This window comes from Novosphingobium terrae, from assembly GCF_017163935.1.
GTDB lineage: Bacteria > Pseudomonadota > Alphaproteobacteria > Sphingomonadales > Sphingomonadaceae > Novosphingobium > Novosphingobium terrae.
The window spans coordinates 2,144,833-2,158,713 of record NZ_JABVZR010000002.1 but is presented as its reverse complement, the minus strand read 5'-3'; the positions used below and the strand labels follow the sequence as shown (position 1 = coordinate 2,158,713).

Annotated in this window: 14 protein-coding genes; 2 read left to right on the top strand and 12 right to left on the bottom strand. The window is 64.9% G+C overall.

Going from position 1 to position 13,881, the window contains the following annotated elements:
- Positions 1–5: 5 nt before the first annotated feature.
- The 9 genes from HGK27_RS27385 to HGK27_RS27345 form a co-directional block, all read right to left on the bottom strand.
- On the bottom strand, positions 6–848 hold the full coding sequence (locus HGK27_RS27385; RefSeq protein WP_206243967.1) for a fumarylacetoacetate hydrolase family protein: 843 nt from the start codon (positions 846–848) through the stop codon (positions 6–8).
- Positions 849–871: 23 nt separating this feature from the next.
- Complete coding sequence (locus tag HGK27_RS27380; RefSeq protein ID WP_206243966.1) at positions 872–1,435, bottom strand: NADPH-dependent FMN reductase; 564 nt, start codon at positions 1,433–1,435, stop codon at positions 872–874.
- 10 nt (positions 1,436–1,445) lie between these two features.
- The gene (locus HGK27_RS27375; protein WP_206243965.1) at positions 1,446–2,444 is read right to left on the bottom strand and encodes an aldo/keto reductase; all 999 of its coding nucleotides are present in this window, start codon (positions 2,442–2,444) and stop codon (positions 1,446–1,448) included.
- Between the two features lie 52 nt (positions 2,445–2,496).
- Entirely contained in the window at positions 2,497–3,762 is a 1,266-nt protein-coding gene (locus HGK27_RS27370; protein WP_206243964.1) for an acyl-CoA dehydrogenase family protein, read from the bottom strand.
- A gap of 147 nt (positions 3,763–3,909) precedes the next feature.
- Entirely contained in the window at positions 3,910–4,854 is a 945-nt protein-coding gene (locus tag HGK27_RS27365) for a VOC family protein (protein WP_206243963.1), read from the bottom strand.
- A gap of 14 nt (positions 4,855–4,868) precedes the next feature.
- On the bottom strand, positions 4,869–5,462 hold the full coding sequence (locus tag HGK27_RS27360; protein ID WP_206243962.1) for a VOC family protein: 594 nt from the start codon (positions 5,460–5,462) through the stop codon (positions 4,869–4,871).
- Positions 5,463–5,490: 28 nt separating this feature from the next.
- A complete protein-coding gene (locus tag HGK27_RS27355) occupies positions 5,491–6,750 on the bottom strand; it encodes an MFS transporter (protein WP_206243961.1) in 1,260 nt (419 codons plus the stop codon).
- A gap of 65 nt (positions 6,751–6,815) precedes the next feature.
- Entirely contained in the window at positions 6,816–7,892 is a 1,077-nt protein-coding gene (locus HGK27_RS27350) for an aromatic ring-hydroxylating dioxygenase subunit alpha (protein WP_206243960.1), read from the bottom strand.
- Between the two features lie 170 nt (positions 7,893–8,062).
- Complete coding sequence (locus HGK27_RS27345; protein ID WP_206243959.1) at positions 8,063–8,566, bottom strand: flavin reductase family protein; 504 nt, start codon at positions 8,564–8,566, stop codon at positions 8,063–8,065.
- Positions 8,567–8,921: 355 nt separating this feature from the next.
- Between HGK27_RS27345 and HGK27_RS27340 the strand changes: the two genes are divergently transcribed.
- Positions 8,922–9,899 carry an amidohydrolase family protein gene (locus HGK27_RS27340; RefSeq protein WP_206243958.1) on the top strand — a complete coding sequence of 326 codons (978 nt, stop codon included), beginning with the start codon at positions 8,922–8,924 and terminating at the stop codon, positions 9,897–9,899.
- Positions 9,900–9,946: 47 nt separating this feature from the next.
- Here HGK27_RS27340 and HGK27_RS27335 read toward each other — a convergent pair whose 3' ends face one another.
- The 3 genes from HGK27_RS27335 to HGK27_RS27325 are packed head-to-tail and all read right to left on the bottom strand — an operon-like array spanning position 9,947 to position 13,138.
- The gene (locus HGK27_RS27335; protein WP_206243957.1) at positions 9,947–10,531 is read right to left on the bottom strand and encodes a DsbA family oxidoreductase; all 585 of its coding nucleotides are present in this window, start codon (positions 10,529–10,531) and stop codon (positions 9,947–9,949) included.
- A gap of 14 nt (positions 10,532–10,545) precedes the next feature.
- The gene (locus tag HGK27_RS27330) at positions 10,546–11,688 is read right to left on the bottom strand and encodes an NAD(P)-dependent alcohol dehydrogenase (protein ID WP_241127542.1); all 1,143 of its coding nucleotides are present in this window, start codon (positions 11,686–11,688) and stop codon (positions 10,546–10,548) included.
- Positions 11,678–13,138, bottom strand: coding sequence for an aldehyde dehydrogenase family protein (locus tag HGK27_RS27325; RefSeq protein WP_206243956.1), 1,461 nt, complete (start codon positions 13,136–13,138; stop codon positions 11,678–11,680). Before HGK27_RS27325 ends, HGK27_RS27330 begins: the two co-directional genes overlap by 11 nt.
- Before the next feature lie 252 nt (positions 13,139–13,390).
- On the opposite strand from HGK27_RS27325, the gene HGK27_RS27320 reads away from it, so the two are divergent.
- A complete protein-coding gene (locus HGK27_RS27320; RefSeq protein ID WP_206243955.1) occupies positions 13,391–13,855 on the top strand; it encodes a MarR family winged helix-turn-helix transcriptional regulator in 465 nt (154 codons plus the stop codon).
- The last annotated feature ends 26 nt before the right edge of the window (positions 13,856–13,881 follow it).

Genomic DNA, 13,881 nt, shown 5'->3' with positions numbered 1-13,881 from the left:
CCTCCCTATGCTTCGTCGACCACGGGGTTGGCCAGCACGCCAACGCCGCCGACCTCGACCTCGATCCGGTCACCCGGCTTCATCCACAGCGGCGGTTCGCGGCGCGATCCCACCCCGCCCGGCGTGCCGGTGGCGATCACATCGCCGGGGCGCAGAGCGATCCAGCGCGAGATATAGGCGATCGATTCCGCAATGCCGAAGATCATCAGCCCGGAATGCGAGGATTGCACCTGCGCATCGTTCAGCCTTGTCCGCAGCGTAATATCGCCCTGCCCCATCGCGCTGGCCGCCACGATCCACGGCCCCATCGCGCCCGAGCGATGGAAATTCTTCCCCGCCGTCAGCGAATGGCGCTGATAGTCGCGCAGGCTGCCGTCCATAAAGCAGGTGTAGCCGCTGACATGATCCAGCGCCGTCTCAAGCGGAATATGGCGCCCGCCCTTGCCGATGACCACCGCGATCTCACCCTCGAAATCGAAATGCTGCGAGGCGCGCGGGCGCTGGATCGGTTCGCCATGCGCGGAAAGCGTTTCGGCAAAGCGCGTGAAAATGACCGGATTTTCAGCCTCATCACGCTTGATCTCGCCGAGATGGTCACGGTAATTCATGCCCACGCACAGCAGTCTGGCGCCCGGATCAAGCGGCACCGCCAGGCTCACCTCGTCCAGCGCCACGCTCTGGGTGGAGGCCTGACGCAGCGCCGGCCATGCGGCTTCGGCATGACGCGTCAGGGTAAAGGGCGCATCCTCGGGCGCGGCGTCATGCCAGCCCCCCACCAGATGCACGCGCTCGCCTTCCAGAAAACCCTCGGCGCTTTGCCCCGCGCGGGCGATTTTCACGATTTTCATGCAAGATCCTCCCCCAAAGACTGTCAGACCAGCTCGACAGCCGCCCGCGCAACATCGCGCAACAGATCATCGAGCGCCGCCGCGACGAAACCGATCGCCGCCTCATCCACCAGCGCGCCATTCTCGACCTTGGCGTTGATGCCGGGGATGGCCACTTCGGGCCGCGTCACCACCCGCGCCAGCGTGGCCGCCAGCGTGTAACGCAACTGCCCCTGCGCGCGCAGGCCGCCAGTCAGCCCCGCCGAAACGGTGACGATCAGCACTGGCTTGTCCTTCAAGCCGGAGGCATAGGCCGGGCGCGAGGCCCAATCGATGGCGTTTTTCAGCACGCCCGACATGCCGTAATTGTATTCGGGCGTCACCATCACGATGCCATCGGCAGCAGCAATCGCGGCCTTCAGGGCGCGCACGCTTTCAGGGGCGTTTTCGCCATCATGATCGGCATTGTAGAGCGGTATATCATGCAGCGGATGGGCCACCAGATCGGCGCGCCCCTTGGCCAGATCGGCCAGCGTGTGCAAGGTGGCCGTGCTGCCCGAGGCCGCGCGCAGGCTGCCCGACAGGCCGAGAATTGTGGGAATGGTCATGCTCTTTCCTTCAACGGGGCTTGTCGGCGGTGCGCGGCGCTTCCGAACCGGGGACCAGACTGCTCTGATTGCGGCCCGCACCCACGGCGGCATCGATGCGCGCCAGATCCTGCGGGCTCAGCGCGATGCTGGCGGCGGCGACTGCCTCGCTCAGGCGGTTGACGCGCCGGGCGCCCACCACCGGCACGAATTCCTCGCCCTGCGCCATCACCCAGGCGATGGCCATCTGCGCCACGCTGGCTCCATGGGCCTCGCCCAACTGGCGCAGTGCTTCGACCAGCGCCAGATTGCGCTCGCCGTTTTCGCCCAGAAAGCGCGGGTCTTCCCAGCGCGCGTCGCCCGCCTGCCGCTCGCCATCCTTTTGCCAGTGGCCGCTGATCAGCCCGCGCGCCAGCACGCCAAAGGCCGTGATGCCCACACCATGGCGGCGGCAGGCCTCCAGAATATCGCCCTCAAGGCGCCGGTTGATCAGCGAATATTCAATCTGCAAATCGGCAATGGGGTGGACGGCGGCGGCACGCTCCACCGTCTCGGCCCCCACTTCGGAGAGGCCGATATGGCGAACATAGCCTTCCTTCACCAGTTCGGCGATGGCGCCGATGGTGTCCTCCACCGGCACATCAGGGTCCAGCCGGGCGGGGCGATAGATGTCGATGTAATCGACGCCAAGCCGGGTCAGTGAATAGGCCACGAAATTCTTCACCGCACGCGGGCTGGCATCCACACCCACGGCGCGGCTCCACACATTGCGGATGCTGCCGAATTTCACGCTCAGCTCGAAACTGTCGCGCGGGCGGCCCTTGATGGCCTCGCCGATCAGCAGTTCATTGTGGCCCATGCCGTAATGGTCACCGGTATCGATCAGCGTCACCCCGGCGTCGAAGGCGGCGTGGATGGTGGCGATGCCCTCGGCGCGATCCGCCGGGCCATAGGTGCCCGACATCGCCATACAGCCAAGGCCGATGGCCGAAACACGGGGGCCGCTGGCCCCCAATTGCCGCTTGTTCATAATCTCTCCGCATCCGCGAGGGGGCGTGCGGCCCCCTCGCCTGTTGTCGGGCTCAGATCTTGGCCCGGTCGATCTTCTGCAGCGTGTTGAGGTTGAAGGTGGTCTGCGTCTCGATGCCGACCGAAGCCTTGCCGAACTCCTCCATGCAGGTTTCGATCATGGTGTGCGCATGCATGGTGGCCACCTGCGCATCGCGGAACAGGCGCTGGAACGGGCTGTTCTCATGGATCTGCGAAGCACCGCTGGAGCGCAGGGCGGTGCGGGTGATCTCGCTGGCCAGCTGCATCACATAGCCGGTGTCGAGCTGGGTGCGCTTGAAATCCAGCTCGGTGGCCTGGCGCCCTTCGGCGGCCATCTGCTCGGCGCGGGCGACATTGTTGCGGGCGATCAGCTCGGCGGCCTGCAGCTTGCAGTGGAATTCGCCCAGTTGCAGGTGAGTCACCGGCGCTTCGGCCTGGGTCGCATAGGGCAGATGGGTGATCTTGCGGGTAAAGCTCTTTTCCTTGAACAGCTCCACCGCAGCGCGGGCAATGCCCACCGAAATCCCCGCCTTCACCGCAGCCGTCAGGCTGACAATGTCCAGCTTGAAGAGCAGGCCTTCGGGCGGCGTCTCGATGGTCTTGTTCGCGAAGAGTTCTTCCACCGGGCGCACGCGATATTCGGGAACGAAGACTTCTTCCTCGATCACGACCGTGTTGCTGGAGCTGCCCTTCATGCCCATCACATGCCAATCATCAAGGATCTTGAGATCGGCGCGCGGGATCTGTGCCAGCAGCGGCTGGGGGTTCTCATCCTCGGGCACGATCACGCCGACATGGTGGAAGGCGGTGTGCTGCGAGCCGCTGCAGAAAGGCCAGCGCCCTTTGAGCATATAGCCGCCGGGCACGCGCCGCGCCGGGCAGGGGTTGCCCGCACCGCAGGTCAGCGGGCCGACCCATGGCGTGTTGTAGACCTCATCCTGAAAGCGCATGTCATAAAGGCCAACCCATTGCGTGGCGGTCAGCGTGACCCACACCACCCAGGCTGTGCCGCTGCAGCCGCGCGCCACTTCGGCCACCACATCGAACTGCTGCATCGGCGTGGAGGCATAGCCGCCGCGTTCCACCGGGATACACATCTTGAAGACGCCCATCGCATCCAGATCCGCGATGGTGGCATCGGGCACGCGGCGCAGCTGCTCGGTTTCCACCGCGCGGGCGCGCAGCGTGGGCACATAGGCCCGCACGTCGGCAAGGATGCGGGCGGCGATGGCTTCATCGCCGGGCTGCACTGCGGGGCGCTCCTTTACCGATTCCACCGATGCGTTGATCACGGTCATCTCTCTCTCCATCTGTGTCTTGATGCGATGCCGGCGGGCGCTTTGTGCGAATCATCCGTGCGGCAACGCTTGAAAGCAGTCTAAGCCATCTTCATTTGCAAATGCAATAAATAAGTTGTGCGAGACCGGAACGCGGCTCCACGCCCTTCAGAGAAGGAGAGCATCCGCTTCGTAATTATGGACAAAATCATGCGGCACAGGCGGCCCCCAATTGGCCAGACTGTCTTCCAGCGCGTAATTGGTGGGGGACCACAGGGCGTAATCGTCGATGTAATCCATGTCGGCGTAATATTCGAACCACGACCCCCAGGGGTCCTGAATATAATGGAAGACATTCGAGCCGATCGTGTGCCGCCCGAAACCCCAATCGCCCTTCCCCGCCCGGGCCAGCAAGGCACGTCCGCCGCGCCCCACCTCATCGGGATCGCTCACCTGAAAGCTGGCGTGGTGAAAGCCGATGGCCCCAGCCTTGGCAAAGGCCACCACGTGATGGTCGCTGTCCTTGCGGGCGCAGCAAAAGGCGATCACATCCTGCGCGCGATCCGCCAGCCCCATGCCCAGCGCCTGAGTCATAAAATCCACGCTGGCAAGCACATCGGGCGAGAACACCAGCACATGCCCCAACCGCAACGGCCTGACCGGCGGATAGAGCCGCCCCGCCAACATGGCCGAGCGGCGGTTGCGCACCACACGCCCCGGCGCATTGACGGCGAAGGGCTCGCCCGGTTCCAGCGGCGCTTCGGCAGGCGCATCGACCAGATGGATCAGCATGCCATGCGGATCGCGCAACCACAGGCCCTCCGCGAACAGGGCTCCCCAACCCTCGGGCTGCGGCACGATCTGCCCGCCATGCTGCGGCACCAGCCGGGCGATCGCCTCCAGCCCATCGGTGCGCAGGGAGATATGGTGCAGCCGCTTGGCTGCGGCCCCGCCGCGCAGCAGCACTGCCGCCGCCTGTCGCCCCGGACAGCGCAGGCTGGCCATCTGCCCGTCGCTCTCCACCAGTTCCAGCCCGGCATCGGTGTAGAACCGAATGCCCTGCGCCAGATCCGGTATGTCCAGCGCCACCGCCAGCGCGCCCAGAACCGTCATCGCCGTCGATCCTTTCAGGCTGGAGCGCCCGCGCGGGCGCGATGGGCTGCCACATAGGCTTCCGGATCAAGCTCATGCCCCGAAGGGTTGGCCTTGAACTCTGCCGAGGCCATGAAGGCGACCATCGCCTCCAGACTGGGGTGGTTCTGCGCCGTGATCTCGACATTGTTGCCGTCAGGGTCGCGGTAATAGAAGCTGGTCATCACCCCGTGATCGGCGCTGCGATGGGGGTGCATGCCATGGGCGCGCAGGGCCTCATACTTGTCGCATAATTCATCGATGCTGCCGGTCATCAACTGCATGTGATGCAGGCCCGGCATGCCCTTGGCCGGTTCCGCCGCCGTGCCCGGCTCCTCGAACAGGCCGATGCTCTGGACATAGGGATAGTCCAGCGAGAGGCGGAAAAAGCACATGCGCAAATCGGAGGCGCGCGTCTGCCCGCCAAAATCGCCCGGCTTTGCGCCCTGAGGCGGGGCATGTTCGAAAAAGGGCTCCACCCCCAGCACCGTGGTGTACCACGGCTTCATCGCATCGAGCCGACCGGTCTTGAGGATCGTCTCGGTGATCTTGAGGGGGGAACTGGGCTGGCTCTGTGCAGGTGCGCTCATCACATGATCTTTCACAAAGGAAACGGGTCTATTCGGCGGCGGCGACCGCCATCTGCGAGACATTGTCGGACTCTGCGGCGGCCTGCGGCCCGCGCTTGCCCTGAATGGAAAAAGCGATGCCGCCCGCCACCGCCGCAAGGCAGGCCAGCAAGACAAGCCCCGGCGTGTAGCTGCCCAGCCGATCGAAGCTCATCCCCATGACGATCGGCCCCGTGCCGCCTCCCACCGTAAAGGCGAGGAACAACAGGCCGAACAAACGCCCGAAGATGCCCGGCGCGAAATAGCTGCGCGCCAGAAAGGCCACGAAATCGACCTCGGCCCCCACCACCAGCCCCAGCATCAGCGCAGCCAGATAATTGGCAAAGACAAAGGGCTGCCACGCCAGCAGCAGCAGCGCCGCCGTGCCCAGCAGGGCAACGCAGCCCAGCACACGGGGGGCGGGCACGCGATCCAGCACCCAACCCACGCCACCGCGCGCGATCAGGGCGGTCAGCCCGGTCAGGCTGGCCACGCGCGCCGCCTCTGCCGCCGAGAAATGGCGGTCCATCATCATCGGCGCCAGATGCGGCACGGTGCCGGTGGTGACAAAACCCAGAAGCACGAAGACCAGGGCGATGCGCAGGAACAGCGGCGTGCGCACCGCCGGCCACACCGAGCCCACAGCGGCGCCGGGCGGGCGCGGCAGGGCCGAGCGCACATGGCGCGTGGCCACCAGCGCCGCGGGTATGCCAATGCATACTGTGGCAACGCCCAGCACGATATAGGCCACCCGCCAGCCAAAGCTGGCGATCAGCGCCTGCGACACCATGGGCAGCACCGTCGACCCCAGCCCCACGCCCACCATCATCAGGCCCAGCGCCATCCCAAGTCGCTTGCGAAACAGCCGCACCAGCACCATCGAATAGAGCACCGGCGAGGGCGCAAACAGCGAGATCAGCAGAAACATCAGGTAGAAATGCCAGAGGTTCGCCGTCATCAGCGACAAGCCCGCCACCAGCGCGGCCAGCACCACCGTCATCGGCACCTGCAACACGCGGGGGCCCAGCCGGTCGCTCAGGAAGCCCCACAAGGGCGTGATCACCCCCAGCGTGTATTGCGTGATGGACACCGCCACGACCAGCTGCGTGCGCGTCCAGCCAAACTCGGCCTGAAGCGGTGGAATGAAGACGCCGAAAATATAGACCGTCAGCGTGCCCACCGACAGGATCTGCCCGCAGATCGCGGCGACCACGGCCAGCCAATCCCTGTCGACCCAGTGCGGCTGATGCTCGATAGCGCTGTCGCGCATGCTGTCCTCTCCTTGTTGGCCGCCGGTTTGCCCGGTCGACGCGATGGCGCGACCTGATGGCGCGATCAGGCCTCTGCTGTGGCCTCGACCTCGGGTGCGGCGGGCAGGCTGGCGTCAGGCGCCTTGCGTTCCTGCGCGATCAGTTGCTCCAGCTTGCGCCGCACCCGCACCGCACCATTGTCGATGGGCAGCAGCACCGGCTTCATCGCCCAGAAATCCTGCCCCGCCATCAGCCGCGACTGGGCCACGATCATCGGGCGGTCTTCGGTGTTGAACACCTCCATGCGGGCAGTAGCGATCTGGCGGGTCACCTCCAGATTCTCCACGTCGAAGCCGCGCGTGGTGGCGAAGAAATAATGGGTGGTGTTAGCCGTTTCGGGCGTGAGAATATGGATCGCGCGCGCGCCATCATCAGGCCGAGGGGCACCGGCCGGAGCCACCGCCGTGATCAGCGCAATGGCCGAGGGCGGGCTCCAATAGACCTCGGTGCGGGAATCCACCCTGGCATCGGGATCGGTCAGCCCCAGCAGCCCGCGCTGGATCGGCGATGGCACCTCATTGCGGGGGTGCCACTTGATGGCAATACGGTCCCCATCCTGCTCGACAATGGGCTTGGTGCGCGTGATGCTGCCCCCGCCCAGCGAGGTGGGATGCATGTAATCGACATGCGTCAGATCGAGCAGATTATCGACATAGAGCTGATAATTGCCCTCGCCATGAATGTAGCCCGCGCTGAAGGCCGTGTCGGGCGTGGCATCGACGAAGGAAAAATCAGGCAGCGCCGCATCCTGCGCCAGCGCCGGATCGCCCAGCCAGACCCACAGGCCCTTATAGCCCTCACGCACCGGATATGAGGTAACGCAGAGCGCCGAAACGATAGGCCCATGCGGATTGTCCACACACGTGCCGGTGCCATCGAAGGCCAGGCCGTGATAGCCGCAGATCAGCCGTCCCTCCTCCAGCCGCCCCATGCTGAGCGGCGCGAAACGATGCGGGCAGCGGTCATGGATGGCATGCAGCATGCCTTTGGCATCGCGGAACAGCGCCACCGGAACATCCAGCAAGCGCCGCGCCAGCACGCCATGTTCTGGCAGTTCGCTGGCCCAGCCTGCAAGCTGCCAACTGTTGAAAAGGAAATCCATAGCCGGTCCTCTCTGGCGAAAGATGGCGTCAGCTGCCCTCCGGTATGCCGGATCGCCTGTCGCCTCACTCATCCCATACGCCGCTGTCGGGCGCCTTGTTTTCAGGTGGTGACTGTTTCAGAAATCACATACATTTGCAAACGCAAATATGGGTGATACCCCAGTCTGATTCAGTCGAGAGCCAGCGGCGCATATTGGCCATAGGCACCGTTCACGAACAGCAGCGGATTGATCTCATCGGCCAGCGCGACATGGCGCACGGCGCCGATGAAAATGGAATGCGAGCCATATTCGACCGTCTCCTGCCGGGTGCAGAAAATATTGGCCTGGGCATCGCGCAAAAAGGGCACGCCCAGCTCATCCTCATCCCATTCGCCATGCAGAAAACGGTCCGCCGGCGCCAGCTTTCCGGCAAAGGCATTGGACACGCCCGCCTGAGCGCTGCGCAGCAAATTGACGCAGAAATGCCCGTTGCGCAGCATCAGCGGATGAAACGAGCCCGAGCGGTTGATACACACCAGCAGAGCGGGCGGGTCCATCGACAGCGAGGTGATCGCCGTGGCGGTGATGCCGTGCCGCTCAGCTTGGGTATCAGGGCCGCCTGCGGAGATGATGCCCACCGTGGCCGCCAGACGGCGCATCGCGTTTTTGAAGTCGGCCTGTTGGTCGCCCATGGTCTGTGCCCTTTTTCAAGCTCCTCTGAGCCTCCTTTAACTTGCATTTGCAAATATTGTCAATTCCTATTTGCCTCATGCCTTGCCGAAGGCGGATTGACGGCTGATTTCAGCCTTGTTTGCGGGTGAAAATCTCGCCGTGGAGTGCATGATGCCCCCTTCCGCTTGCAAACACACTTGACTAATTTGCTGTTGCAAACGAAACAATGGCAAGCGCGGAAACAGCGCAAGCAGAGGAAGCCCCGGCGAACCGTCTCTCAGGCCCTCCGGCCGTGCAGATCGCCACCGGGCAGCACGCCGTGGGCACAAGAGTAAGCCAGCAGGCAACCGTGATCCTTTATCTGGAGACTTGAGAATGCAAGGCAAGATCGCGCTCGAAGAACACTTCGCCATCCCCGAAACACTGGCCGATTCGCAGGGTTTTTTCCCCGACACGGTGTGGAGCGAATTGCGCGCGCGCCTGCTCGACATTCAGGACCGGCGCCTGCGCGAGATGGACACGCATGGGATCGAGATGATGATCCTATCACTCAACGCCCCCGCCGTGCAGGCCGTGCCAGACAAGCAGGCCGCTCATGATCTGGCCCGCCGCGCCAATGACTATCTGGCCGAGCAGGTCGCCCAGCGCCCGGACCGTTTTCAGGCCTTCGCCGCCCTGCCCATGCAGGACCCTGAGCTGGCGACGCAGGAACTCACCCGCTGCGTGCGCGATCTGGGGTTCAAGGGCGCGCTGGTCAACGGCTTCAGCCAGGTGGGCGATGCCGAGACGCTGACCTATTACGACGAACCGGCCTTCCGCCCCTTCTGGCGCGCAGCCGAGGCACTGGAGGTGCCCTTCTATCTGCACCCCCGCAACCCGCTGTTGTCTCACGCGAAAATCTTCCAGGGGCATGAATGGCTGCTGGGCCCCACCTGGGCTTTCGGGCAGGAAACGGCGGTGCATGCGCTGCGGCTGATCGGCTCTGGCCTGTTCGACGATTGCCCCGGCCTGCAGATGATCCTGGGCCATATGGGCGAGGGCCTGCCCTTCAGCCTGTGGCGCATCGACCACCGCAATGCATGGATGGATCTGCCCCCCACCTATCCCGCCAGGCGCCCTATTGCGGACTATATCCGCGCCAATTTCCACCTGACCACATCGGGCAATTTCAACACCGCCACGCTGGTCGATGCCATCGCCGAGATGGGTGCGGACCGCGTGCTGTTCTCCACCGACTGGCCGTTCGAGAATGTCGACCACGCCGCCCAATGGTTTGATGAAGCCGGAATTTCCGAAGAAGACCGCGCAAAAATCGGCAGCGGCAATGCGCGCCGCCTGTTCCGGCTGGATTGATGATGAAGGCCCGGCTGCTCAGGCCGGGCCTTTCTATGCCCGAGACTTTATGCCCGACACAGGGCGCTTTCCAGAGCCTCCGGACTCTGCGCGCCTTCCAGCACCAGAGTGCCGATCTCGAACAGCGGCACGCCCTGCACCGGCGAGGGCGGCAAAGGCGCATCCGCAGCACTCAAAACGGCCTCGACAGCCTCAGCCTCCATGCCCGCCGCATAAGCCAGATCGCGCAAGATGGCGGGATCGGAGATATCGCGCGCCTCGACGAAATAGGCCGTGAGAATGCGCTCCACCACCGCCGGACCATGAGCGCCCACCGCCTGCACCAGCAGATGCGCGCGGCGTGTGGCCGGGGTTCGGGTGATCGCGCCAAGGTTGAAAGGCACCCCCACCGCAGCGCCCGCCGCCGTGACGTGCGCATCCATCATCCGCGCCCGCTCCGCACCGAATTTGGCCGAGCGATAGGCGGTGCGGTCCATCCCCTCGGGCGGCGCGCCGGGGTTCAGTTCAAAGGGGCGATAGGCCACCTGCGCTGCACCGTCAGGCAAGCGGCGCAGCGCCGTCAGCAGATTGGCATGGCCGATGTGGCACCACGGGCAGATGAAATCGAGCGTCATGGTCACAGGCACAGGCATGGCGATCGGCTCCCTCACATCGTCATCACAGGCTTGATCGCGCGCCCGTCCAGAGAAGCGGCACGCGCCTCGTTGATCTGGTCGAAGGGAAAGACCGTCACCAGCTTCTCGATCGGCAAAACTCCCTGCCGATAGAGTTCGACCAGCCGGGGAATGGCCACGCGCGGATTGGCGTCGCCCTGATTGGTGCCCACGATGCGCAGGCCCCGTGCCACCAGATCGATGACATCGAAACTGGCACGCTCGCCATGGCCGGGTACGCCGATCACCACGCAGGTTCCGCCCGCTGCCAGCGCCGCAATGGCGCCTTCCAGCACGCGCAGATTGCCGCTGGTCTCGATCACGCCATCCAGCCCCGCGCCATCGGTGATGCGGGCGATTTCAGCCGCAACATCCTGCGTGGAAGCATCGATGGTGTGGGTGGCGCCCAGCTCGCGCGCCAGATCGAGCCGCCCCTGGTGAATATCCACCGCGATGATCTGTGCCGCCTGCGTGAGGCCCAAGCCCATCAGCGCCGCCAGCCCCACCGCGCCAGCACCGAATATGGCCACACGGTCGCCGGCCTTGGGGGCCAGCACGTCGGTAGCAGCGCAGACGCCCGTCTGCACCCCGCAACCCATCGGCGCCAGCACGGTGGCGGGCAGATCCTCGGGCACAGGGACGACGGCGCGGGCTGCGGTCACCGCGTGGCGCGCAAAGGAGCTTTGGCCGAAGAAATGGCTGTGAACCCCATGCCCCGCGCAGGACAGGCTGCTCGATCCGTCAGCACGGCCCCCGCCCACCAGATTTAGCACCGGCCATGCCACGCAATAGCCCGGACGCCCCTCAGCACAGGCCGGACAGACGCCGCAGGAGGTGAAAGACATCACCACCCGCTGCCCCACCGCCACATCTTTGACATCCGCGCCAATGGCGACGACATGGCCCACGCCCTCATGCCCCAGCACGCCGGGCAAGGGGAAAGGGATCGATCCACCCTGCGCCGACAAATCGGCATGGCACATGCCGCAAGCCTCCAGCGCGACCATCACCTCGTCGGGACGAGGTGGGGCAAGCGTGAGGTCCTGCAGCGCAAAGGGCGCCCCGGCCTGCGCCACGACAGCGCCGGTGGTCCGGGTCTGGCCCATGGGCGTTTCAGTGGGCGTTTCAGTGGGCATGGGGAATGAAATCCTGCGTGATCTGCTTGTATTCGACAAAATCCTCGATCGAGGCGAGGCCCCCCAGACGGCCCGCGCCGCTGGATTTGAAGCCGCCCTCCTCGCTTTCCACCGCCAGATTGGCCCAGCTGTTGATCGAGATCAGTCCGGCATGCAGCCGCCGCGCCACACGAATCGGGCGGTCGGCATCGCGGCTCCACACGCAGGCGGAGAGGCCATAGTCACTGTCATTGGCCAGAGCGATCGCCTCCTCCTCGGTGTCGAAGACCTGCAGGGTCTGGACCGGGCCGAAGGTTTCCTCGCGCACGATGGGCAGATCGGTGCCTGTCACCTCCAGCAAGGTGGGCAGATAAAAGGCCCCGCCGGCCAGCGCCGGGTCCCTGGCCGGGCCGCCGCGCAGGATCGGCACCGCGCCGCCCGCAATCGCCGCCTCGACCAGCGCATCGACGCGCGCCACCGCCGCCTTGTCGATCATCGGCCCCATCTGGCTGGCCGGATCGCTGGCCGGGCCTGCCTTCACCACCGCCAGACGCTGCGCCAGCCCGGTCTTGACCTGATCGGCCAGCGAGCGGTGGACGTAGATGCGGCTGCCCGTCATGCAGAACTGCCCGGCAAACACGGTGCTCGACTTTTCCAGCACGGGCAGCACGGCGGCCAGATCGGCATCCTCGAAGATCAGATGCGGCGTCTTGCCACCCAGTTCCAACCCCACGCGCTTCAGCTTCCCGGCGGCGGCCTGCGCGATAGCGCGGCCTGTGGCGGTGCTGCCCGTGAAACTGATCGCCGGAACATCGGGGGAATCCACCAGCAAACGCGCGCCATCGGCCCCGGATTCGGTGAAGATGTTGACCACACCCTTGGGGATCTCCGCCACCGAACCGATGATCCGCGCAGCCAGAGCAGCGGTACGCGCGGCCTGATGCGGCATCTTGATCACCGCCGTGCAGCCCGCCGCCAGCGCCGGAGCCAGCGCGCGGATGCACAGATAGGCAGGCGAGTTCCATGGGATGATCAACCCTGCAACACCCACCGCCTCGCGGATCGAGATCGACTGCTGGCCGGGCTTGGACTGGGTGACCCGGCCGAAATTATGCATCGCCAGACCGGCGGCAAAGCGCAGCGCACGGGGGATGAAATGCGCTTCAAAGCCAGCTTCATAGCGCATCTTGCCGTTTTCCTGTGCCAGCGTATCGACCACCTCGCCCAGATGCGCCTCATAGGCATCGGCCAGATGCGACAAAGCGGTGGCGCGCAGGAAGGCGTCATCACGCCAGACGCTGGTTTCGAAAGCAGCGCGCGCGGTGGCAATGGCTTGCTGCGCCACCTCCACCGAGGCGTCGTGGTACTGGCCGATCACCGCGCCGGTGGCCGGGTCGATGCTGTCACGCAGGGGGCCAGCATGCAGCCATTCGCCACCGATCCAGTGGCCGACAGGCGTTGTGTCGTTCATGCCCAATCTCTCCCGTTTGTTGCAGGGCACTATCGTGGCGGCGCAATATCCGGAGCCGCCTGCCCTCTGCTGCGGGCATGTTATTTGCAAACGCAAACATGTCAACCATCCTGCGTGGTCGAAAGCAAATCCGTATAGGCTCGGCTTGAGCCTCGGCCAATTGCTGGTATGGATGAGTTGCAAAGGCAAGTTGGGAACGCCCCATCCGGCCATCCTGTCTTTTCGACGCCACCTCGCCATGAGAGCCGCCCTATGTATGCCTTGAACGAATCGCTGGCCTTTCTTCTCAACCGTGCCGGCGCCGCCGTGGCCACCGCTTTCACCCTTGAACTGAAGGACTGCGGGCTAACCTTGCCGATGTGGCGCGTGCTGGCCGCCCTGCTGGGCACAGGCGAGCAAACACTGAGCGGCTTGGCCGAAGTCACCAGCGTGGAAATTTCCACTCTGTCGCGGCAGGTTGGCACGCTGGTGGACAAAAAGCTGGTCAATCGCCAGCAATCCGGGCTGCACTGGCGCTCGGTCAACATCAGCCTGACGCCGGAGGGCCGCGCCCTTGTCGAGGAGCTGCTGCCCGCCGTCGCGCGGCATGAGCAGGTGGCGCTCGATGGCGTCAATCCGGCGGACATTCGCCGCCTCAAGCTTTTGCTGAACAAGGTCTATTCCAATCTGGCCAACTTCGATCAGGTGCAATTGCCCAGCGCCGCCAAGCAGGAATGATCAGCGGCGGCGCGGGAAGGCTGCGA

What these genes read in the sequence shown, in the direction of transcription:
- HGK27_RS27385 (WP_206243967.1), bottom strand. Translation starts at nt 848, where the DNA reads ATGAAAATCGTGAAAATCGCCCGCGCGGGGCAAAGCGCCGAGGGTTTT.
- HGK27_RS27380 (WP_206243966.1), bottom strand. Translation starts at nt 1,435, where the DNA reads ATGACCATTCCCACAATTCTCGGCCTGTCGGGCAGCCTGCGCGCGGCC.
- HGK27_RS27375 (WP_206243965.1), bottom strand. Translation starts at nt 2,444, where the DNA reads ATGAACAAGCGGCAATTGGGGGCCAGCGGCCCCCGTGTTTCGGCCATC.
- HGK27_RS27370 (WP_206243964.1), bottom strand. Translation starts at nt 3,762, where the DNA reads ATGACCGTGATCAACGCATCGGTGGAATCGGTAAAGGAGCGCCCCGCA.
- HGK27_RS27365 (WP_206243963.1), bottom strand. Translation starts at nt 4,854, where the DNA reads ATGACGGTTCTGGGCGCGCTGGCGGTGGCGCTGGACATACCGGATCTG.
- HGK27_RS27360 (WP_206243962.1), bottom strand. Translation starts at nt 5,462, where the DNA reads ATGAGCGCACCTGCACAGAGCCAGCCCAGTTCCCCCCTCAAGATCACC.
- HGK27_RS27355 (WP_206243961.1), bottom strand. Translation starts at nt 6,750, where the DNA reads ATGCGCGACAGCGCTATCGAGCATCAGCCGCACTGGGTCGACAGGGAT.
- HGK27_RS27350 (WP_206243960.1), bottom strand. Translation starts at nt 7,892, where the DNA reads ATGGATTTCCTTTTCAACAGTTGGCAGCTTGCAGGCTGGGCCAGCGAA.
- HGK27_RS27345 (WP_206243959.1), bottom strand. Translation starts at nt 8,566, where the DNA reads ATGGGCGACCAACAGGCCGACTTCAAAAACGCGATGCGCCGTCTGGCG.
- HGK27_RS27340 (WP_206243958.1), top strand. Translation starts at nt 8,922, where the DNA reads ATGCAAGGCAAGATCGCGCTCGAAGAACACTTCGCCATCCCCGAAACA.
- HGK27_RS27335 (WP_206243957.1), bottom strand. Translation starts at nt 10,531, where the DNA reads ATGCCTGTGCCTGTGACCATGACGCTCGATTTCATCTGCCCGTGGTGC.
- HGK27_RS27330 (WP_241127542.1), bottom strand. Translation starts at nt 11,688, where the DNA reads ATGCCCACTGAAACGCCCACTGAAACGCCCATGGGCCAGACCCGGACC.
- HGK27_RS27325 (WP_206243956.1), bottom strand. Translation starts at nt 13,138, where the DNA reads ATGAACGACACAACGCCTGTCGGCCACTGGATCGGTGGCGAATGGCTG.
- HGK27_RS27320 (WP_206243955.1), top strand. Translation starts at nt 13,391, where the DNA reads ATGTATGCCTTGAACGAATCGCTGGCCTTTCTTCTCAACCGTGCCGGC.